Below are 18,031 nucleotides of genomic sequence, written 5' to 3' on the forward strand. Positions count from 1 at the left end.
CGGCGCTGAGCCGCAAGCCTGTCCGTCGCGCCGCCCGCGCCCCGCGCCCCGCGCCTTACCGGATTGCGGGCGCCTTCGCGCTCGTGGCCGACGCGCTCGTGGCCGACAGCGCGAAGGAGATCTGGTCGGCGCCCTTCTCGACGGCCGCCTTGATGAGATCCGCGCCCCCGTGCCCGGCGTTGCGCTCGATGCGGAGCAGGACCGGGCCGCCCGCGCTCGACGCCTGGAGGGCGGCGGCGAACTTGCGCGCGTGCAGGGGATCGACCCGATCGTCGCTGTCGGCCGACAGCAGGAGGACGGCCGGGTACTTCGTCCCCGGCCTGACGTGGTGATAGGGCGAGTAGGCGTACAGCGCCTTGAACTGCTCCGGATCGTCGGCGGACCCATATTCGCTGATCCACGTCTTGCCGGAGCCGAACAGGTGATATCGCACCATGTCGAGCAGGGGGACGCCGCAGACGACGGCCCCGAACAGCTCGGGCCTTTGCGTGAGCGCGGCGCCGACGAGCAGCCCGCCGTTCGAGCCGCCCTGGATGACGAGCCGCTCGGGCCGCGTGTACCCCTCGCGGACCAGGTGCTCCGCGGCGGCGATGAAGTCGTCGAAGACGTTCTGCTTCTTGAGCAGCATCCCGTCCCGGTGCCACGCCTCGCCGTACTCGCCGCCGCCGCGCAGGTTCGCCACGGCGTACACGCCGCCCCGCTCCAGCCAGGGGTACATCGACGCCGTGAACGAGGGGGTCTGCGAGATCTGGAACCCTCCGTAACCATAGAGGAGCGCGCGGGAGTTACCGTCCTTCTTCATGTCCTTGCGACGGACGATGAACATCGAGATCTTCGTGCCGTCCTTGGACGGGAAGAACGTCTGCTCGACGGTGAAGGGCGACGGGTCGACTGGCACGTCGATGCGCGCATAGAGCGCCGTCTCACCGGTCTTGATGGAGGTCGCGTAGATCTCCTGAGGCGAGGTGAAGGACTCGAACGAGAAATACGCCTCGTCCTCGTCGGGCAGCCCGGACGGGCCGCCCACGGTGCCGATGCCGGGCAGCGGGACCTCGCGGACCAGCTTGCCGTCGAGCGAGCGCACCTCGACCCGGCTCGAGGCGTCCTTGAGATAGCTCAGCGCGAGGTGCCCCCCCACGACGGAGACGCTGTCCAGCGTGGCGTCGGGGCGCTCCGGGACGATCTCCTTCCACGCGGCGCGCTCCGGCCTGTCCGGGTCGACCTCGAAGAGGCGGTAATGCGGCGCGCCCTCGTCGGTATGGACGTAGAACCGGTCCTTGTAGACCTCGACGGTATAATGAGCGTCGCGCCCGACGGCGAGCGTCTTGTCCACCGTTTGCCCGCCCGGTTTGCGGAGATCGCGGAAGTAGACGTCTGTCGAGGTCCACCCGTGGGACACCGTGAGCACGAGGAAGCGGCCGTCCTTGGAGAGGGACGCGTTGAGGAACGTCTTCGGGTCGCCCGTCTTGCCGCGGACCACGCGATCGTGCTTCGGATCCTGGCCGAGCCGGTGGAAGCGCACCTCCGCGTAGCCGGGCCTGTCGGCCACCGGGATCGACGGGTCGGTGGGGAGCCAGACGTAGTAAAAGCCGTCGCCCGAGGGCGTCCATGACGCGTACGCGTACTTGCCCCCTTCGATGACGTCCACGTCGGAGCGCTTGCCGGACGCGACATCCATCACATGGAGGGTCGCCTCATCGGAGTTGTTCTTCTGGACCTTGTAGGCGACGTTCTTGCCGTCCCACGACACCTCCCAGCCGCCCAGCGAGACGCTGCCGTCGTCGGACCAGCGGTTCGGGTCGAGCAGCGCGCGCTCCTCGCCGCCCTTCCCTTCCTTCCAGTAGACGATCGACTTCTCCTTCGTCGCGTGCCTCCGGCTCAGGAAGTACCGGCCACGCCGGTGGCGCGGCGCGGAGACCGCGTCGATGTAGAAGAGCTGCTTGAGCCGTGACGCGATCGCGTCCCGCTCGGGGAGCCGGGAGAGCTCGGCGCGCGTGAACGCGTCCTGAGACTTCATCCACTCCTTCACTTCCGGCGAGTCGCCGTCCTCGAGCCAGCGGTACGGATCGGTGATCTCGACCCCATGCAGGGTGTATTTCACCGGAACGGTGCGGGTGGGCGGGTACGCGGGGTGGCCAGGGGGAGCGGGGACGGGCGCAGCGCTGGCCGCGCCGGGGGGCAACGAGGAGCTTGCAGTCATGGTGGGACCCGTTCGGTGTGCGTCGGCACCTCCACAGGCGCCAGCGAGAAACGCCGCGAGGAGCAGGCCGGGAGAAGCCTTCATGGGACGAGCAGCATAGCGCGCCCCGCGTTGCCCGCGCACCTGGGCTCGCGGGCCTGCTCCGCGCGGAGGAGGCGCGCGCGTCTCCGCTCAGCACGTGGAGGCCGGGCCCAGCTCTCCCCGGCGCGGCGCTCCGCACCGCGCCCGCCCGCGCAGCGCGGCGCCGGCGTGCAGGCAGGGCGAACGAGCGCCCACGCGCGGGTGCAGACCCGACGCTCGCGCTGCTATCATCCGGCAGACTGGATGGCGGCAGGAGGAGAGCCCATGGAAGACTGGATCGTCGCACGCCCGGGCTTGCTCGGGGGCAAGCCCTGCATCAAGGGCACCCGCATCAGCGTGGAGTTCATCCTGGAGCTCCTGGCGAGCGGCGCGACGCCCGAGCAGATCCTGGAGGCTCACCCGCAGATCACGTGGGAAGGACTCTCGGCGGCGCTGCGGTATGCCGCGCGCTCGCTGAAGAACGAGGTCGTCTGGGACGTGAAGATCCCCGCGTGAAGCCGCTCGACTATCCGCTCCTCGCGGACGAGAACATCCATCGAGATGTCGTCCGCGCGCTCCTCGCACGCGGCAAGGACGTGCGCTCGGTGCTCGATGAAGGATGGGCGGCAGAGACGATGTCGACTTGCTCCGCCACGCACATCGTCAGGGCCGAGTCGTCCTGACCCATGATGGGGACTTCGGGATGCTGGCTTATCACGGCGGCGAGCCGTTTGTTGGCATCATCCACCTGAAGCCGGGGCGCATCTCCCCGATCTTCGTGCTCGAGATGATCGCAGCGATCGAATCCAGCGCCGGCGATGTGGATCCGCCGTTCGTGCTTGTTGCAGAGCGGAAGGACGCCGTGGTGCGCATCCGGGTGCGCTGTGCCCCGGCTGCCCGCTGACGAGCTGCCTCATGAGACAGACGCCTCCTCTCGCGGCCTGCGCCGCCAACCCGGACCGCTCATCGTGCAAGGCCGACGCGCGCGGCGAGGACCGGGCGCGCCGACGAGAGACCGCCGGATTGCGATGCGGGGTGCCCCGGCCATCGTATAGGAAGGAAGCCCATGGCGACGCCCCTCCCCCCTGGACGTGCGACCGCGCTGCCGGCGCTCCTCGGCATCTGCCTGCTCCAGTCCACCGCGGCCGCGCAGCAGACCGCGCCGGCCGCGCCCGCCGCCCCCACCGACGCGCAGCCGCCGCCGGTGGCCGCAGCGGACGACCCCGCCGCCGCGGCCCCGCAGCCTGCCGTCGAGGCGCCCGCGATCGATCCGCTGTTCTCGCCGAGGCGAGCGACGCGGCGCGGCGGCTTCGCGGCGGGGATCTCCGGCGGCCTCGCGCTCGGGACCGCCGCCGGCTACCCGAATGACGTCCAGAAGATAGGATTCCAGCGTCACTACACAGAGACAGGCGTCGGCCTCGGCGGGGGAGGCTACGTCTGGCTCGGCGGCGTGCTCGCGGACTGGCTGACGTTCGGCGCCGGGGTTGGCGGGCACGCCCTGGCTGCCGCGGACCACTCCATCCTGGCCGGCGGCTTCATGTTCCACACCGAGATCTTCCCGCTCTTCTCGCTCGGGGAGCGCTGGACGGACGTGGGCGTCATCCTCGACGCCGGCACCGGCGTGGCCTACACGACCGCGGACGCCGCCGACACCGACGCCATCGACGGCGCCCTCCCCGCCCGCATCGGAGGCGGCCTGTTCTACGAGGGGTTCCGCCTCTGGAAGGTGTCGATGGGCCCCTGGCTCTACGCCGATTACACCTGGAGCACGTCCGTACGCCAGCCAGGGTTCTACCTCGGCTGGCGCACCGCCCTTTACACCGCCCCCTGAGCCACGTGCCCCCCAATCCACCGTAGGCCCCCGGAGAGGGTGTTCTCCGCGCGGGGTGGGGGATGGGCCGATGTCTGAGCCTTCGACATGAGTCATCCGGCTTGCCGGATGACTCATGTCGAAGGCGAGTTCGGCGGGGCCCCCACCCCGCGCGGAGAACACCCTCTCCGGGGGCCGGGCATCTCGGCAAGCCGCCCTCAGGCCTGCAGCTCCGGCACCCGCCTCCGCGGCAAGACCTCTCGCCGCGGCGTCGCCATCGTGAGCCGGATGCCGCGGCGGATGAGCTGTATCGCCAGGAAGGACACCGCGCCCACCAGGATCTTCCTCCCGATCTCGCGCGGCACGCTCGGCTTCCCCCGCGGCGCCACCCAGTCGGGGTGCCGCCAGAAGCGGACGAGCGCCCGCACGCGCTCCCGCCGCAGCCGCGCGTCGTGCGCGCGCGCCTCCTGGATCACCGAGATCACCGCCGCGCCCCCCATCAGCACGAGCATGAGCCCCCCCGTGACCACCCCGGCGCCGTGCCGGCGCACCTGGGTCTTCACGTCGAGGATCGCGTGGCGCCGCTGATCGATCGCCTCGATCGTGTGCAGCAGCCGATCGCGCAGCTCGTCCGCCTTCCGCTCGAACTCCTCGCGCTGGCCGTTCAGCCCCCTCATACGATGTGCTCCCGGACCAGCCGCACGTCCGACCCGAGGCGGCCCCGCGTCCGCTCCAGCGGCCTCTTCGGCGCGCGCCCGTAGCCGACGAGCCCCACCGCCACGGCCACGGCGATGAGCCCGAGCCCGATCACGAGCGCCGGGAGCGGCGCCGGCGCGATCGCCAGCGCGATCGCGACGAGCACCAGCGCGACGCCGAGCAGCGCCGCCGCGGCCGCCGCGCCGAGCGCGACGCCCGACGTCTTCGCCCGCGCGATCTCCTGGTTGATCTCGTCGCGCGCCAGCGCGACCTCGACCTCGATCAGCTCACGGGCCTCGACGATCGCCTCCTTCACGAGGTCCGCCGTCGAGCTCTCGGGCCTGGGATCCACCTGCCTCATGGAACACCTCTCCGCCTCAGGGAACGCGCTCGGGCAGCGGAGCAGGCAACCTCCGGCGCACCCGGATCGCCGCGGAGCCCCCGCCGCCGACCGCGCCACGCGGTGCATACGGCACGCCAGCCCCATCCTCGCGAAGGCGCGCGCGCGCTGCGCGGCCCCCGGACGACCTCTGCGCACGCCGCGCGCCGCGGGCGATCAGGGCAGGACGCCGGAGACGACCCGCTCGTGCCCGCCGTAGTCGAGGTTCCTCGCGACCTCGGCGAACCCCGCCGCGGCGAAGAGCCCGGCGACCGCGGCCGCCTTGCCGGCCTCGACCTCCATCGCCAGCACGCCGCCAGGGGCCAGCCAGGCCGGGGCCTCGGCGACGATCCGGCGCGTGACGTCGAGCCCGTCGGCGCCGCCCGCGAGCGCGAGGTGCGGCTCGTAGCCGCGGATGTCGATCTGCAGCGCGCCCACGTCCTCGTCCGGGATGTACGGCGGGTTCGCGGTGATCAGGTCGAAGCGGAGGCCCGGCGGCACGCCGGCGAAGAGATCCGAGCGCAGGAACCCCGCGTTGACCGCGCCGAGCCGCAGCGCGTTCTCGCGGGCGACCGCGAGCGCGGCGTCCGAGAGGTCGACGCCGAGCACGCGGCCGGTGGGCCGCTCGCACGCGAGGCTCACCGCGACGCAGCCGGACCCGGTGCACAGATCGAGCACGCGCGCGGAGAGCGCGACGCGCCGCGTCCGGGCGAGGCCGACCTCCACGAGGATCTCGGTGTCGGGGCGCGGGATGAGCACGCGCGGATCGACGCGGAACGGGCGGCCGTAGAACTCCCGCACACCGAGCAGGTACGCGACCGGCTCGCCGGCGCGGCGGCGCTGGTGCAGCTCCCGGTAGGCGGCGAGCTCGGCCTTGTCGAGCGGCCGCTCGGCGTCGATCAGCAGCCCGACGCGGTCGAGGCCCAGCACCTTGCCGAGCAGGAGCTCGGCGTCGAGGCGCGCCGAGGACGCGCCGCGCTTCTTCAGGTCGCCCGAGGCCCACGTGATCACGCGGCGGATCGTCCAGGCTTCGTTCTGCGGCTCGACGTCGGGCTTGTTCACGGCAGAGGGGCGGCGAGGGACGCGCGGACTGCGTCGGAGACGACGGCCTCCACCTCGGCGCGGGCCGCGTCGCGGTCCGCGACCGACCGGGCCTCGAACCGCAGCACGAGGATCGGACCGGTGTTCGAGGCGCGGCAGAGCCCCCACGCCCCGCCGCCGAAGTCGATGCGCGCGCCGTCGATGTCCACGACCGGACGGGCGCGGCGGAAGTGCTCGGTCACGCGGCGGACGACCTCGAACTTCACGGCGTCGGGGCAGTCGACCCGGATCTCGGGGGTGGCGAAGGTCTCCGGGACGTCCGCGAGCAGCTCGCCGAGCGGCCGCCGCGCGCGGCCCACGATCTCGAGCAGGCGGACGGTCGCGTAGACGGCGTCGTCGAACCCGAACCACCGATCGGCGAAGAACATGTGCCCGCTCATCTCACCGGCGAGCAAGGCGCCCTCCTCTTTCATCTTGGTCTTGATGAGCGAATGGCCCGTCTTCCAGAGGATGGGGCGCCCGCCGCGCGAGGCAATGTCCGCGTAGAGGGTCTCGGAGCACTTCACCTCCCCGAGCACCGCCGCGCCGGGGCGCTCGGCGAGGAGCGACCGCGCGAACAGGATCAGCAGCTTGTCCCCCCAGAGCACCTCGCCGCGCTCGTCGACGACGCCGATCCGGTCGCCGTCGCCGTCCCACGCGACGCCGAGCGAGGCGCCGGTCGCGAGCACGCGGGCGCGGAGCGCCTCGAGGTTCTCGGGCACGGTCGGGTCCGGGTGGTGGTTCGGGAAGAGCCCGTCGATGTCGCAGAAGAGCGCGTCCGGCGCGAAGCCGAGCGCCTCGAGCGTGCGGACGCCGAGCGGGCCGGCCGCGCCGTTGCCGGCGTCGATCACGAAGCGGACGTCGGTGCCCGACAGGCGCGACGCGGCGCGCACCGCCGCGATGTAGTCGGCCGCGAGGTCGACCTCGGTGAGCGCGCCCCTCGCCGCCGGCGCGCCGCGGCCGCCTCCGGCGGCGCCCTCCTCGATGAGGTCGGCGAGCGCCTGGATGTCCTTGCCGAAGAACGAGGCCTTGCCGCGCATCAGCTTGAACCCGTTGTCCGGCGCCGGGTTGTGGCTGGCCGTGATCATGATCGCGCCGTCGGTCTGGAGGTGGTGCGCGGCGAAGTAGAGCTGCGGCGTCGGCCCGACGCCGGCCGAGATCACGTCGGCGCCGGCCGCGAGCAGGCCGTCCGTGAGGGCGGCGAACAGCCGGTCGCTCGAGCGGCGGCCGTCCCGGCAGACCGCGACGCGCGGCCGGGGCGCGCCGGCGTGCGCCCCATCGGCGAGCTCGCGGCGGAGGAGCAGGGCGAAGGCAGCGCCGAGCTCGCGGGCGAGCTCGCTGCTGAGGTCGCGCTCGGCGTCGCCGCGGATGTCGTACTCGCGAAAGATGTGTCGGGGGAGCTTCATGGACCAGCGGTTGAGCGCTCGGCCATCCACGCTGCGGCGCGGGCCGGCGGCGCCAAGCGAGGATGCTCTGACACGGCGCAATCGTGGGTGAAACGAAAAACGCCGCGCGCGCGGCTCGCGCGGCGCGCGCCTCACGGCTGCGGCTCACGGCTCACACATTGCGTTCCCGGCCGTCGGCCAGGTAACTTTGGCGCGTGGAGCCCAGGACGGCATGATGACGCGTGCACAGAGAACCGGTCTTGCGGCCCTGGTGGCCCTCTCCTGCCTCGCCCCAGCCGACGCCGCGCGGGCGGCGGAGCCGTCGCCCGCCGCCCTGCCGATCACCGTCATCGCCGTCCGGACCGACGATGCCTACGACCAGGCGGAGGCGCTGACCAGGGCGCTGCGGTACGCCATCAAGAACAGCGCGGGGTGGTCGGTCGGCGAGGGGGATTTCTCGCTCGAGGTGCTGACGCTGTCCCTGCAGTGCGAGGATCGGCCCGACGCGGCCTGTGAGACCCGCATCGCCGATCACATCAAGAGCGACCGCTACCTCTGGGGCGTGCTCCGCAAGAGCGACGCCAACGTCGAGGGCGACGTGCACCTCTGGACCCGCGGAAAGCCGTCCGCGAGCGTGCCGGTGAAGTACAGCGCCAACCTCACCGAGGCCAACGACGAGCCGCTCCGCAAGATCGCGGCCGACGCGCTCGCGACGCTGACCGGCGGGCCGCCGCAGGGGTCGCTCCGCGTGAGGACGGGCGCCGCGGAGGCGAGCGTGCTCATCGACGGCAAGCCGGTCGGCAAGGTGCAGAACGGCGAGGGGGTGTTCACGGTGACGGCCGGGCCCCACAAGGTGCTCGTGAAGTCGACCGGCTTCCTCGACTCCGAGGCGTCGGTCCTCGTCCGGCCCATCGCCACCACGGACATCGCGCTCAGCCAGATGCCCGCCGACGCCTCGCAGACCAACTGGAAGCGCGTGGGCGGGTTCATCGGCCTCGGCGCAGGGGCGGTGTTCGGGACCGTGGGCGTCATCAGCTCGGTCCAGGTCGCGAGCATCCAGGGCGACGCGCGCTACGACGCCTACCGGAACCTGTTCGGCACCGAGGTCAAGGACGTCTGCGCCCCCGACCAGCGCGAGTCCGTCCGGGGCCTGGCCGGCAGCGAGGGCCGGACGGCAGACGCCGGCGTCAAGCTCTGCGAGCGGGCGGACACGTTCATGGCGCTCCAGTACGTCTTCTACCCGCTGGCGGTGATCTCCGCGGGCCTCGGCGCCTACCTGCTCGTGACAAGCGACGGCCGGGCGGGGGAGCGCACCGGCTGGACCGTGCAGCCCAGCGTCGGCCTCGGCGCGGGCGCCCTCGACCTGACGTACCGCTGGTGAGCCGCGCCGCGCGGCCCGCGGCGAGCGGGCGACGACCATGCGGGTGATCGCCGGCCGCCTCGGCGGGCGGCGGCTCGCCGCGCCGCGCGGCGAGGGCACGCGGCCGACCGCGGACCGCGTGCGCGAGGCGCTCTTCTCCTCGCTCGGCGACGTGACCGGCGCGCTCGTCTGCGACCTCTACGCCGGCACCGGCGCGCTCGGCATCGAGGCGCTCTCGCGCGGGGCGCGCCGCGCGGTCTTCGTGGAGAACGGCCGGCCCGCGCTCGCCACGCTCCGCGAGAACCTCGCCGCGCTCGGCCTCGGGGAGGCAGCGCGGGTCGTCCCCCTCCCGGTCGAACGCGCGCTCGAGCTGCTCCGCGACGAGGGCCCCTTCGACCTCGCCCTGCTCGACCCGCCCTACGCCGCCCTGGCCAGAGCCGCCGCCGCGGCCGCGCGCCTCGCCGGGCCGCTCGACCTGCTCGCGCCGGCCGGGCGCCTCGTCCTCGAGCACGCGCGGCGCGACCCCTCCCCGGAGATCGCCGGGCTCACCTGCGCCGCCGTCCGCACCTACGGGGACACCGCGGTGTCGTTCTACGCGCGCTGAGCCGCCCGCGCGGCCCCGCCGTGTTCATCCCCGGCGCATCCAGTTTCCTGACGCGCTTCCCGGTCGGCCCTTGTAGACTCGCCCCCCGCCGGACGCACGTGCGTCTCGGCTCCGGCGCCCGAAGGCCCCGCCGAAACGGACGGGCCTCGCGCGCCTCTCCGGGAGGACTTCTCACGTGTCCGCATCGATGCCCCCGTCATCTCAGCAGATCCCCGGAAAATCCGGCAACTCAGGTCTCTACATCGCAGGCATGGTCGTCCTCGCCGCGCTCATGGCCGGCCTGCTCTACTGGAAGATGAGCCCGGAGCCGGACGCGCCGACCCCGGCGCCCACCGCGGCCGTGCCCGTCGCGAGCAAGCCGGCGGATCCTCCGCCGCTGTTCGCGCCGCCGCCGCCGCCGCCCGTCGACGAGGTCGAGGACGCCGGCGCGGACGCCGGCAAGGTCGCGTCGGGCCAGGGCCCGGCCACGACGGGCAAGTCGCCCTGCTCCGGCAAGTGCGGCGACGGCGCGAGCTCGGCCGCGCTCGACTCCGCCGTCCTCGGGCTCGCTCGCTCGGCGCAGGGTTGTTATAACCGCGCGCTGCGCACCTCGGAGGTCTCCGGCAAGCTGACGGTGAGCGTGCAGGTCGCCTCGACAGGCGCGGTGTGCAGCGCCTCGATCCTCAACGACACGGTGGGATCGGGCGAGATTGCGTCTTGCGTCCTGGGACGTTTCCGCGGCAAATCACTGCCTCCGCCGCAGAGCGGATGCGTCGTGGTGAACGTTCCGATCAACTTCACCATCAAGCAATAGGAAGCAGCCGATGCGTACGCTCCCCCTCCGGATGGCCAGCCTGCTCCTCCTCGCGCTCGCGCCGCTCGCGCTGCAGAGCGCCGCGTGCCGCGCGGAAGAAGGCACCACGCCGGTCTGCAACGACAACATCGATCCCGAGCAGGGGATCGTGAAGGATCCGGACGGCTGCCACCAGTTCCCGTACTGCCTGGTGAACGGCGCCGCGGCGGCCCCCGAGGAGTGCTGCAAGAACGCGGAGGGCCTCGTCAACCAGGAGTGCGTCAGGGGCTATGCGCCCCTCACCTCCTCGGCCAGCACGACGTCGGCGAGCAGCACGACGTCGGCGAGCGGCACGGGCGGCAGCGGCGGCGCGGGCGGCGACGGGGGCAACGGCGGCGCCGGGGCTGCCGGTGGCGCGGGCGGCGCCGGAGCTGCCGGGGGCGCGGGCGGCGCCGGGGGGAGCAGCGGCTAGGCCGCGCGCCCATCGTGCCGTGCCGAGGCTAGTCGCCGCGTCCAGCCGGGGGATCCTGCTCTCGGTCGCCTACGATGGGCGCCCGTTCGCCGGCTACGCCCGCCAGCGCGACCAGCGCACGGTCGCGGGGGAGCTGCTCGGCGCGCTGCGCGCCATCGACCCGGCCATCCGCGAGATCCGCGGCGCGAGCCGCACCGATGCGGGCGTCCACGCGCGCGACCAGCGCGTCGCCTTCGACACGGCGGCGCCGCTGCCCACGCGCGGCTGGGTCCTCGCGACGGCGCGCCACCTGCCGGACGAGATCGTGATCCGGCGCGCCGCCGTCGTGCGCGTCGGGTTCTCGCCGCGCTTCGAGAGCCTCCGCAAGCGCTACCGCTACCTGATCCTCCGGGATCTGGTCCGCGATCCGTTCCTCAGCCGGCGCGCCTGGCGCGTCGAGGGCCTCACGGACGAGGCGATCGCGCGGGCGCGCGCCGAGGCCGCCACCGCGACCGGCACGCACGACTTCGCCGCGTTCCGGACGAGCGCGGACGAGCGGACGACCACGATCCGTACACTGTACGGCGTCGAGCTGTCGCTCGATCCTGCGGATCCGCGCCTCGTCCGGATCGACGTCGACGGGAACGCGTTCCTGCACAACATGGTGCGCATCCTGGTCGGCACCCTGATGGACGTGGCGCGCGGGCACCTGGAGCCCGGCGCGATCGCGCGCGCGCTCGCGTCGCGGGACCGGCGCGACGCCGGGATCACGGCGCCGCCGGACGGGCTCTACCTGGAGCAGATCCACCTGCGCGACGACGGCCAGGACGCGTGGCCGGCCGGGCCCTCGACGGGAGCTCCGGCGGACGAGGCCTCGCCCGCGTGGGCCGAGCCGGAGGCGGACGCGTCGCTCGTGCCCCCGTCCGGCGCCGACGCGGGCGCGTCGCTCGTGCCCCCGTCCGGCGCCGACGCGGGCGCGTCGCTTCCGCCCGAAGCTGGCCCTGGCGCGGGCGCGCACCTTCTGCCCGCTCGGTGACCCGCGCGGTTTCCGCGCGCCAGGAGGTTGCGTTCGCGCGCGCTTCCCGTCTTACCTGTCGCCTCGCTGCCGGGCACCGCGCCGCGGACCGCGGACAGGATCTCTCCCACGCGCTGGAGGAAGCATGAACTCGCGTCGGCTCGCTGTATCCCTCGCCCTGCTCGTCCCTGCCCTCTCGCTCTCGTCGCTCGCGGGCGCCCAGCCGGCCGCGGACCCGGCGCCCGCCACGAAGGCGACAGCCTTGCCCGCCCCGAAGGCGCCCCCGTCGCCCGCCGCGAAGGCGCCCCCCGCGCCGCCGACCCGCGCCGCCGCGTCCAGCGGCGCCGCGGCCGCCGGCGCCGCCGACCTGCGTCGCCTCGGCGAGGCCTTCGCCGACGTCGCCGACAAGGTCGGCCCCGCCGTCGTCCAGATCGAGGTCACCGTCGGCGAGGACGTCTCCTCGCCGCTGCGCTGGTTCCGCGACGGCGGCCAGCGCCGCGGGCTCGGCTCGGGGGTCATCTTCTCCCCGGACGGCGGCATCCTCACGAACAACCACGTCATCGACGGCGCCCGCGCGATCACCGTCCGGCTCCGCGACGGCCGCATGTTCGCCGGCCGCGTCGCGGGCCGCGACCCCGCGACCGATCTCGCCGTGATCCGCGTCGACGCGAAGGACCTCCCCGTCGCGACGTTCGGCGACAGCGACGCCGCGCGGGTCGGCGCCTGGGTCGTCGCGATCGGCTCCCCGTTCGGCCTGGGCCACACGGTCACCACCGGCGTGCTCAGCGCCAAGGGGCGCGGCGGCGTCGGCGTGAACGACGTGGAGGACTACCTCCAGACCGACGCGAGCATCAACCCCGGCAACTCGGGCGGCCCGCTCGTCGACCTCGACGGCCGCGTGCTCGGCATCAACACCATGGTGGTGAGCCGCGGGCAGGGCATCGGCCTGGCCGTGCCGGCGAACATGGCCCGCCGCGTGGCGGAGCAGCTCCTCCGGAGCGGCCGCGTCGAGCGCGCCTTCATCGGCGTCGGGCTGCAGGACCTCACGCCCCAGCTCGCGGCGGCGATGCAGAGCCCGCCTCGGGCCGGCGCGCTCGTCAACGCCGTCACGCCGGGCGGCCCCGCGGCCAGCTCGAATCTCCAGCCGGGCGACGTGATCACGTCCGTCGCGGCCCGGCCCGTGCGCGACGCGCAGGACGTCATCCGCGAGCTCTTCAACCACAACGTCGGCGAGACGCTGGCGCTCGAGGTCGTGCGCGGCGGCCAGCGGTACCAGGCCCGCGTCACGCTCGCCCCGCGGAGCGAGCCGCCGCCGCCGGCGCTCCCGGTGCAGCGCGCGCCCGCCCGGCACCCGGGCCTCGGCCTCACGCTGCGCGACGCGCCCGCCCCGCGCGGCCCGGGCCGCGAGGGCGGCTCGATCGCGCGCGTCGTCGCCGTCGCGAGCGACTCGCCCGCCGAGCGCGCCGGCCTCCGGCCGGGCGACGTCATTCTGGAGGCAGACCGGAACCGCGCGCCGACAGCCGCCGAGGTCGAGGAGGCCGCGCGCGACGGCGAGCTCCTCGTCCGGGTCCAGCGCCGCGGCGCGGCGTTCTACGCGGCGCTCACGCGCTGACCCGCCCCGCGCGGCCGTCCCCGGAAAATCCGACGCGGACGAATGGACTGCCCGCGCTCGCCTTGGTAGTCACGGTACCGTGCACGTCGGTCTCGATCGCCTCCCCGATCTCCCGCAGCTCAAGCGCATCCGGTCGGCTCGCCTGGGCGTCCTCGCGCACCCGGCGAGCGTCGATCGCGAGCTCACCCACATCGCCTTCGTCCTCGAGGAGCTCGGGGTGCGCCCGCGCCTCTTCTTCGGGCCGGAGCACGGCTACGGCGGCGAGGCGCAGGACATGGCGGCGGTGACGAGCGACGTCGACGCGCGCTCGGGCGCGCGCATCGTCAGCCTGTACGGCGACCGCTTCGAGGATCTCTCGCCTTCCGCGGCAGATCTCGCGGAGATCGACCTGCTCCTCATCGATCTCGCCGACGTCGGCGCGCGCTACTACACGTTCGTCTGGACGGCGCTGCTCGCGCTGCGCGCGGCCCACGCGGCGGGCGTGCACGTCGTGCTGCTCGACCGGCCGAACCCGATCGGCGGCGCGACGGAGAGCGTCGAGGGCGCGACGCAGGCGCCGGGGTTCCTCTCGTTCGTCGGCCTCGAGCCCGTGCCCATCCGCCACTCGCTCACGGTGGGCGAGCTGGTCGCGCTCTTCGCGCGGCGCGAGGGCATCCCGCTCGGCGACGTCGCGTGCGGGCTGCAGGTCGTGGCCGTCGCGGACCACCGCCGCGAGGGGCTCGCGGCCGAGTGGGATCGGCCGTTCGTCCTCCCCTCGCCCAACATGCCGACGGCGGACACCGCGCTCGTCTACCCGGGCGGCTGCCTGCTGGAGGGGACGAACCTGTCGGAGGGCCGCGGCACGACGCGGCCGTTCGAGATCGTCGGCGCCCCCTGGCTCGACGGCCGCGATCTCGCCGCGCGGCTCGCGTCCACGGGGCTGCTCGGCTTCGTCGCGCGGCCGCTCACCTTCCGGCCCACGTTCCAGAAGCACGCGGGCAAGATCTGCGGCGGCGTGCAGATCCACGTCACCGACCCGCGCACCTTCCGCCCGGTGGCGACGTACGTCGCGCTCACCGCGTTCGCGCGCCGGCAGCAGCCCGAGCAGTTCCGCTTCCGCACCGAGCGTTACGAGTACGTCGACACGATCCCGGCCTTCGATCTGCTCACCGGCTCCGCCGCCGCGCGCCTCGCCATCGAGGCCGACGAGGATCCGCTGTCGATCGCGCTGGAGGTGTCGCGCCCGGATCCGTCCTGGTCCGAGGTGATGCGCGAGGCGCAGGCCGCGGTGGCGGCCTGCTGAGCGCCGCCCGCGCGGCTCAGCGATCGTAGCGGTCGTAGGGCTCCGGCCGGGAGATCACGCCGGCCGTGTACCGCGTCGCGAGGACGACGAGCAGGAGCCCGATCCCGGCGACAACGAAGAAGGCGCGGGCCGGGACCTCGTCGGAGAACCCGAACAGCCAGGGCGATGCGAGGAGCCCGACGCCGAAGGAGAACTCGACCGCTCCGTGCACCGCAAACGGGATCTTCCGCGCGGCGCCGAGCGGGTGATCGGACAGCAGCGTCACGGCGAGGTGCGCCAGGGCGGTGACATAGCAGACCAACGTCGGCACCGGCCCGAAGCGGAGCGCGAGCGGCGCGAGGGCGAGCAGGACGACGGCCGCGTAATCGATGAACCCATGGTGGCGCGGAGACAGGAGCGTCATCGGTCCCTCCTTGGAGGAGCTCTCTCCACGGAGGTGCATCGCATGTGCCGAGGAGATGCGCCGGGGAGAGCGGCTCACCGCGCGCAGGCCGCCCCGGAATGTCGCGCTCGCCGGGGAGCCGCGCGACCACACCGCGTCCAGGACGGGCGCGAGGGTGCTCATCGTGCTCACAACGAGCGGGGCGATCGCCGGTGGTGGCTGGAATCGAGCAGGAGGGCGGGAAGAAGGCGAGACGGAGAGACGACGACACGAGAAGACGAGAAGACGAGAAGACGAGAAGACGAGAAGACGAGAAGACAGGATAGCAATGCTCTCCCCGCCTTCATGCGAGCTCCCTCCCGGCGAGGGCGGTCACGACCCGCCCGCCGGCCCGGCTTGACGCGTCCGGCGGGGGGCGCAGGTTCCGGCGCATGCCGGGCAGATCTCGCGTCGTTCATCGTGCGGGGCGCGCGAACGGCGCGCCGCGTGGCCGGCGGCTGCCCGTGGGCGAGGCTCCTGTCATGAGGGCGGAGCCGCGGCTCACCGGTCGTGTCGTCCTTCCCGGGGACTCCGGGTACGACGACGCGCGCGAGGTGTACAACGCGCGCTTCTCGCGTCGTCCTTCTGCCATCGTGTTCTGCCAGGACGCGCAGGATGTCGCGAACGCCGTCCGGTGGGCGACCGCGCGAGACAAGGAGTTCCGGGCGAGGAGCGGCAGGCACTGTTACGAGGGGTTCTCCGTCGTCGACGCGGGGCTCGTCATCGATGTGAGCGACCTCCGCGGCGTCCGCGTCGACCGCGAGCGCGGCGTCGCCGTCGTCGGCGCCGGCGCCGACCTGATCACCGTCTACGACGCGCTCGGGCAGGTCGGCGTCACCCTCCCTGCGGGCTCGTGCCCCACGGTCGGCATCGCGGGGCTCACGCTCGGCGGCGGGTTCGGCCTCCTCTCCCGCGCGCTCGGCCTCACGTGCGACAGCCTGCTCGCCGTCGAGATGGTCACCGCGGACGGCGAGGTGATCCGGGCCGATGAGCGCGAACACCAGGATCTGCTGTGGGCCTGCCAGGGCGGCGGGGGCGGCAACTTCGGTGTCGTCACGTCGTTCACGTTCAAGACGCACCCTGTCTCCGAGGTCTCGATCTTCAGGATCTCCTGGCCCTGGGGCGAGCTTCCGAGCGTGCTCGAGGCGTGGCAGGCGTTCGCCCCGTTCACCGACGAGCGACTGACGTGCATCCTCAAGCTCACGGCCAGGTCCTCCGGCGAGATCTCGTGTGTGGGCCAGATGCTCGGGACAGGCGAGGATCTCTATCGAACGATCCAGCCGCTCCTCTCGGCGCGGGCAGCCGTGCCCACCAGCGTGTCGATCGAGACCGTGCCTCATCTCAACGCGGTCGGCCAGCTCGGCGGGATCGGCGGCGATCCCGACCGATGGACCGTGCACCAGCGCCAGGCGCAGGCGAGCTTCAAGAACGCGTCGGCCTATGCGTACGAGCGCTTCGGCGCCGAGGCCATCGCGGCGCTCACCGCCGAGCTCTCGCGCGCGCCGAGCGCGAGGTGCCTTGTCCAGCTCGACGCGTATGGAGGCGCCGTCGGCCGGATCGCGCCCGACGCGACGGCGTTCCCGCACCGGCGCGCGCTGTGGAGCCTGCAATACCAGGCCTACTGGAATGCAGCCGCGGAAGAGAAGGAGAACGTCGCCTGGGTCGGGCGGGTCCGCCGCGCGATGCTGCCCCACACGCGAGGCGCCTACATCAACTACATCGACGCGGAGCTCGAGGACTGGCCGACAGCCTATTACGGCGCGAACCTCGCGCGGCTCGCGGCCATCAAGGCCAGGTACGACCCGCGCGAGGTGTTCCGCTTCCCCCGATCGATCCCCCGCTCCCTGCCGGAGGCGGCCGGCGCCTCCGGGAGCTCCGGAGCGCGCGGCGGCGCGCCAGATATCAAAAATATCGTTTAATATCGGCCACTTACGTCACCACCGAGGCAGGATGGCTCCCTCTCCACCTCCGCTGCGGCCGCGGCGCGCAGCGGCCGGCGCTCCGTCGCGCGGGGCCGGCGCTCAGCCCGTCGACAGGAGCTCGTCGAGCACGGCCTCGTACTCGTCGCGCAACGGATGCGGCGGCAGCGCGCGGGACATCGCGCGCAGCTCCTCGAACCTGGCGACCTGGATCTCCCTGCCGCGCTTGAACATCGACCACGGGTCGCCGTGCTCGCGCGAGCAGACGATGATCGACTGGAAGTTGTCTATCTTGTCCGCCAGCGTGATCGCCTGCGCGTCCCAGGGCTTCTTCGGGAACGCCTCGAGATAGAGCCGCTTGCGGTCCTCCCAGGGCAGCGACCTGTCCTGCTCGGTCACGTGGCGGACGAGCGTGGCGACGCGCTCGCCGAAGTGCTCGAGCAGCTCGTCGAACGTGACGCCCTGGTCCTCCATGGCGTCGTGCAGGGCGCCGGCCGCGACCACCTCGTCGTCGAAGCCGTGACGGGCGAGCAGCACCGCCACGCCGGCGAGGTGGCTGATGTAGGGGACGTCGGCGTTCGGATACTTGCGCTTCTGTGCCCGGTGCCAGACCGCCGCCTGGTCGAGCGCGCGCTTGAGGAGGATGCCCATCGCGTGTCCGGCCCACCATAGCCGCTCGTCGTCGAGAACGCAGGCGCGATGGCGACCGGCCTCGCCCAGCAAGCCCGCCGCCCGGGTGCTCGCGGCTCGGCCCGCCCGCGGCTCACCGCGGCGCCGGGGCGGGCCGAGCCGAGAGCACCCGGGCGGCCCGGCGGGGGGCTGCGCCCTCGGATCGCGCGCTCGATAGCCCGTCGTTCGTTCAGATGGTCCGGGGAGGTGCGCGCAGGTCCTACGAAGATGCGGCCGGCGTCGCTCGTTGCCCAAGACTCCGCAGTTGCCGACCTGTATACTCATCCGCGACAGCGTCTTATATCGTCATGCGAAA

At 73.2% G+C, this 18,031-nt stretch carries 19 protein-coding genes; 12 read left to right on the forward strand and 7 right to left on the reverse strand.

All coding sequences use genetic code 11. The features are described from left to right. Positions 1–55: 55 nt before the first annotated feature. Positions 56–2,200 carry a prolyl oligopeptidase family serine peptidase gene (locus WME96_RS41725; RefSeq protein WP_437287098.1) on the reverse strand — a complete coding sequence of 715 codons (2,145 nt, stop codon included), beginning with the start codon at positions 2,198–2,200 and terminating at the stop codon, positions 56–58. A 345-nt stretch (positions 2,201–2,545) separates the two neighbouring features. Between WME96_RS41725 and WME96_RS41730 the strand changes: the two genes are divergently transcribed. From WME96_RS41730 to WME96_RS41745, 4 genes are all read left to right on the forward strand, one after another. Beyond that, positions 2,546–2,776, forward strand: coding sequence for a DUF433 domain-containing protein (locus tag WME96_RS41730; protein ID WP_437287099.1), 231 nt, complete (start codon positions 2,546–2,548; stop codon positions 2,774–2,776). Then, complete coding sequence (locus tag WME96_RS41735) at positions 2,773–2,943, forward strand: hypothetical protein (protein ID WP_437287100.1); 171 nt, start codon at positions 2,773–2,775, stop codon at positions 2,941–2,943. The genes WME96_RS41730 and WME96_RS41735 overlap by 4 nt, the downstream gene beginning before the upstream one ends. Beyond that, positions 2,880–3,164 (forward strand): DUF5615 family PIN-like protein, encoded by a 285-nt coding sequence (locus WME96_RS41740; protein ID WP_437287101.1) that lies wholly within the window; start codon positions 2,880–2,882, stop codon positions 3,162–3,164. The genes WME96_RS41735 and WME96_RS41740 overlap by 64 nt, the downstream gene beginning before the upstream one ends. A 162-nt stretch (positions 3,165–3,326) precedes the next feature. After that, on the forward strand, positions 3,327–4,091 hold the full coding sequence (locus tag WME96_RS41745) for a hypothetical protein (protein ID WP_437287102.1): 765 nt from the start codon (positions 3,327–3,329) through the stop codon (positions 4,089–4,091). Between the two features lie 197 nt (positions 4,092–4,288). Here WME96_RS41745 and WME96_RS41750 read toward each other — a convergent pair whose 3' ends face one another. From WME96_RS41750 to WME96_RS41765, 4 genes are all read right to left on the reverse strand, one after another. Continuing rightward, entirely contained in the window at positions 4,289–4,747 is a 459-nt protein-coding gene (locus WME96_RS41750) for a hypothetical protein (RefSeq protein WP_437287103.1), read from the reverse strand. Beyond that, complete coding sequence (locus WME96_RS41755) at positions 4,744–5,127, reverse strand: phage holin family protein (protein ID WP_437287104.1); 384 nt, start codon at positions 5,125–5,127, stop codon at positions 4,744–4,746. The genes WME96_RS41750 and WME96_RS41755 overlap by 4 nt, the downstream gene beginning before the upstream one ends. A gap of 195 nt (positions 5,128–5,322) precedes the next feature. Beyond that, complete coding sequence (prmC, locus tag WME96_RS41760; protein ID WP_437287105.1) at positions 5,323–6,207, reverse strand: peptide chain release factor N(5)-glutamine methyltransferase; 885 nt, start codon at positions 6,205–6,207, stop codon at positions 5,323–5,325. Continuing rightward, complete coding sequence (locus tag WME96_RS41765; RefSeq protein WP_437287106.1) at positions 6,204–7,631, reverse strand: phosphomannomutase/phosphoglucomutase; 1,428 nt, start codon at positions 7,629–7,631, stop codon at positions 6,204–6,206. Before WME96_RS41765 ends, prmC begins: the two co-directional genes overlap by 4 nt. Positions 7,632–7,881: 250 nt before the next feature. Here WME96_RS41765 and WME96_RS41770 point away from each other — a divergent pair, with 250 nt between their 5' ends. The 7 genes from WME96_RS41770 (at position 7,882) to WME96_RS41800 (ending at position 14,706) form a co-directional block, all read left to right on the forward strand. Further along, entirely contained in the window at positions 7,882–8,991 is a 1,110-nt protein-coding gene (locus tag WME96_RS41770) for a PEGA domain-containing protein (RefSeq protein ID WP_437287107.1), read from the forward strand. A 37-nt stretch (positions 8,992–9,028) separates the two neighbouring features. Then, positions 9,029–9,574: a 16S rRNA (guanine(966)-N(2))-methyltransferase RsmD gene (gene rsmD / locus WME96_RS41775; RefSeq protein WP_437287108.1), complete on the forward strand. Its 546-nt coding sequence runs from the start codon at positions 9,029–9,031 to the stop codon at positions 9,572–9,574. 187 nt (positions 9,575–9,761) lie between these two features. Beyond that, a complete protein-coding gene (locus tag WME96_RS41780; protein ID WP_437287109.1) occupies positions 9,762–10,367 on the forward strand; it encodes an AgmX/PglI C-terminal domain-containing protein in 606 nt (201 codons plus the stop codon). Between the two features lie 10 nt (positions 10,368–10,377). Continuing rightward, positions 10,378–10,818, forward strand: a complete 441-nt coding sequence (locus WME96_RS41785; protein ID WP_437287110.1) for a hypothetical protein — start codon at positions 10,378–10,380, stop codon at positions 10,816–10,818. Positions 10,819–10,837: 19 nt separating this feature from the next. Next, the gene (truA, locus tag WME96_RS41790; RefSeq protein ID WP_437287111.1) at positions 10,838–11,833 is read left to right on the forward strand and encodes a tRNA pseudouridine(38-40) synthase TruA; all 996 of its coding nucleotides are present in this window, start codon (positions 10,838–10,840) and stop codon (positions 11,831–11,833) included. A gap of 124 nt (positions 11,834–11,957) precedes the next feature. Further along, positions 11,958–13,424 carry a trypsin-like peptidase domain-containing protein gene (locus tag WME96_RS41795; RefSeq protein ID WP_437287112.1) on the forward strand — a complete coding sequence of 489 codons (1,467 nt, stop codon included), beginning with the start codon at positions 11,958–11,960 and terminating at the stop codon, positions 13,422–13,424. Positions 13,425–13,503: 79 nt separating this feature from the next. Then, complete coding sequence (locus tag WME96_RS41800) at positions 13,504–14,706, forward strand: exo-beta-N-acetylmuramidase NamZ family protein (protein ID WP_061619869.1); 1,203 nt, start codon at positions 13,504–13,506, stop codon at positions 14,704–14,706. Positions 14,707–14,722: 16 nt separating this feature from the next. On the opposite strand, the gene WME96_RS41805 is transcribed toward WME96_RS41800, so the two are convergent. Continuing rightward, complete coding sequence (locus WME96_RS41805; protein ID WP_437287113.1) at positions 14,723–15,109, reverse strand: SPW repeat domain-containing protein; 387 nt, start codon at positions 15,107–15,109, stop codon at positions 14,723–14,725. 500 nt (positions 15,110–15,609) lie between these two features. On the opposite strand from WME96_RS41805, the gene WME96_RS41810 reads away from it, so the two are divergent. Then, entirely contained in the window at positions 15,610–17,046 is a 1,437-nt protein-coding gene (locus tag WME96_RS41810; RefSeq protein WP_437287114.1) for an FAD-binding oxidoreductase, read from the forward strand. Positions 17,047–17,148: 102 nt separating this feature from the next. Here the strand turns inward: WME96_RS41810 and WME96_RS41815 are convergent, their stop codons facing one another. Beyond that, on the reverse strand, positions 17,149–17,697 hold the full coding sequence (locus tag WME96_RS41815) for an HD domain-containing protein (RefSeq protein ID WP_061619871.1): 549 nt from the start codon (positions 17,695–17,697) through the stop codon (positions 17,149–17,151). Positions 17,698–18,031: the final 334 nt, after the last annotated feature.

The sequence above is a fragment of the Sorangium sp. So ce406 genome (assembly GCF_051474675.1).
Lineage (GTDB): Bacteria > Myxococcota_A > Polyangia > Polyangiales > Polyangiaceae > Sorangium > Sorangium cellulosum_G.

Excerpts from the sequence above, each read along its gene's own strand:
- WME96_RS41725 (WP_437287098.1), bottom strand. The coding sequence starts at position 2,200 with ATGACTGCAAGCTCCTCGTTGCCCCCCGGCGCGGCCAGCGCTGCGCCC.
- WME96_RS41730 (WP_437287099.1), top strand. The coding sequence starts at position 2,546 with ATGGAAGACTGGATCGTCGCACGCCCGGGCTTGCTCGGGGGCAAGCCC.
- WME96_RS41740 (WP_437287101.1), top strand. The coding sequence starts at position 2,880 with ATGGGCGGCAGAGACGATGTCGACTTGCTCCGCCACGCACATCGTCAG.
- WME96_RS41745 (WP_437287102.1), top strand. The coding sequence starts at position 3,327 with ATGGCGACGCCCCTCCCCCCTGGACGTGCGACCGCGCTGCCGGCGCTC.
- WME96_RS41750 (WP_437287103.1), bottom strand. The coding sequence starts at position 4,747 with ATGAGGGGGCTGAACGGCCAGCGCGAGGAGTTCGAGCGGAAGGCGGAC.
- WME96_RS41755 (WP_437287104.1), bottom strand. The coding sequence starts at position 5,127 with ATGAGGCAGGTGGATCCCAGGCCCGAGAGCTCGACGGCGGACCTCGTG.
- WME96_RS41765 (WP_437287106.1), bottom strand. The coding sequence starts at position 7,631 with ATGAAGCTCCCCCGACACATCTTTCGCGAGTACGACATCCGCGGCGAC.
- rsmD (WP_437287108.1), top strand. The coding sequence starts at position 9,029 with ATGCGGGTGATCGCCGGCCGCCTCGGCGGGCGGCGGCTCGCCGCGCCG.
- WME96_RS41780 (WP_437287109.1), top strand. The coding sequence starts at position 9,762 with ATGCCCCCGTCATCTCAGCAGATCCCCGGAAAATCCGGCAACTCAGGT.
- WME96_RS41785 (WP_437287110.1), top strand. The coding sequence starts at position 10,378 with ATGCGTACGCTCCCCCTCCGGATGGCCAGCCTGCTCCTCCTCGCGCTC.
- WME96_RS41795 (WP_437287112.1), top strand. The coding sequence starts at position 11,958 with ATGAACTCGCGTCGGCTCGCTGTATCCCTCGCCCTGCTCGTCCCTGCC.
- WME96_RS41805 (WP_437287113.1), bottom strand. The coding sequence starts at position 15,109 with ATGACGCTCCTGTCTCCGCGCCACCATGGGTTCATCGATTACGCGGCC.
- WME96_RS41810 (WP_437287114.1), top strand. The coding sequence starts at position 15,610 with ATGAGGGCGGAGCCGCGGCTCACCGGTCGTGTCGTCCTTCCCGGGGAC.
- WME96_RS41815 (WP_061619871.1), bottom strand. The coding sequence starts at position 17,697 with ATGGGCATCCTCCTCAAGCGCGCGCTCGACCAGGCGGCGGTCTGGCAC.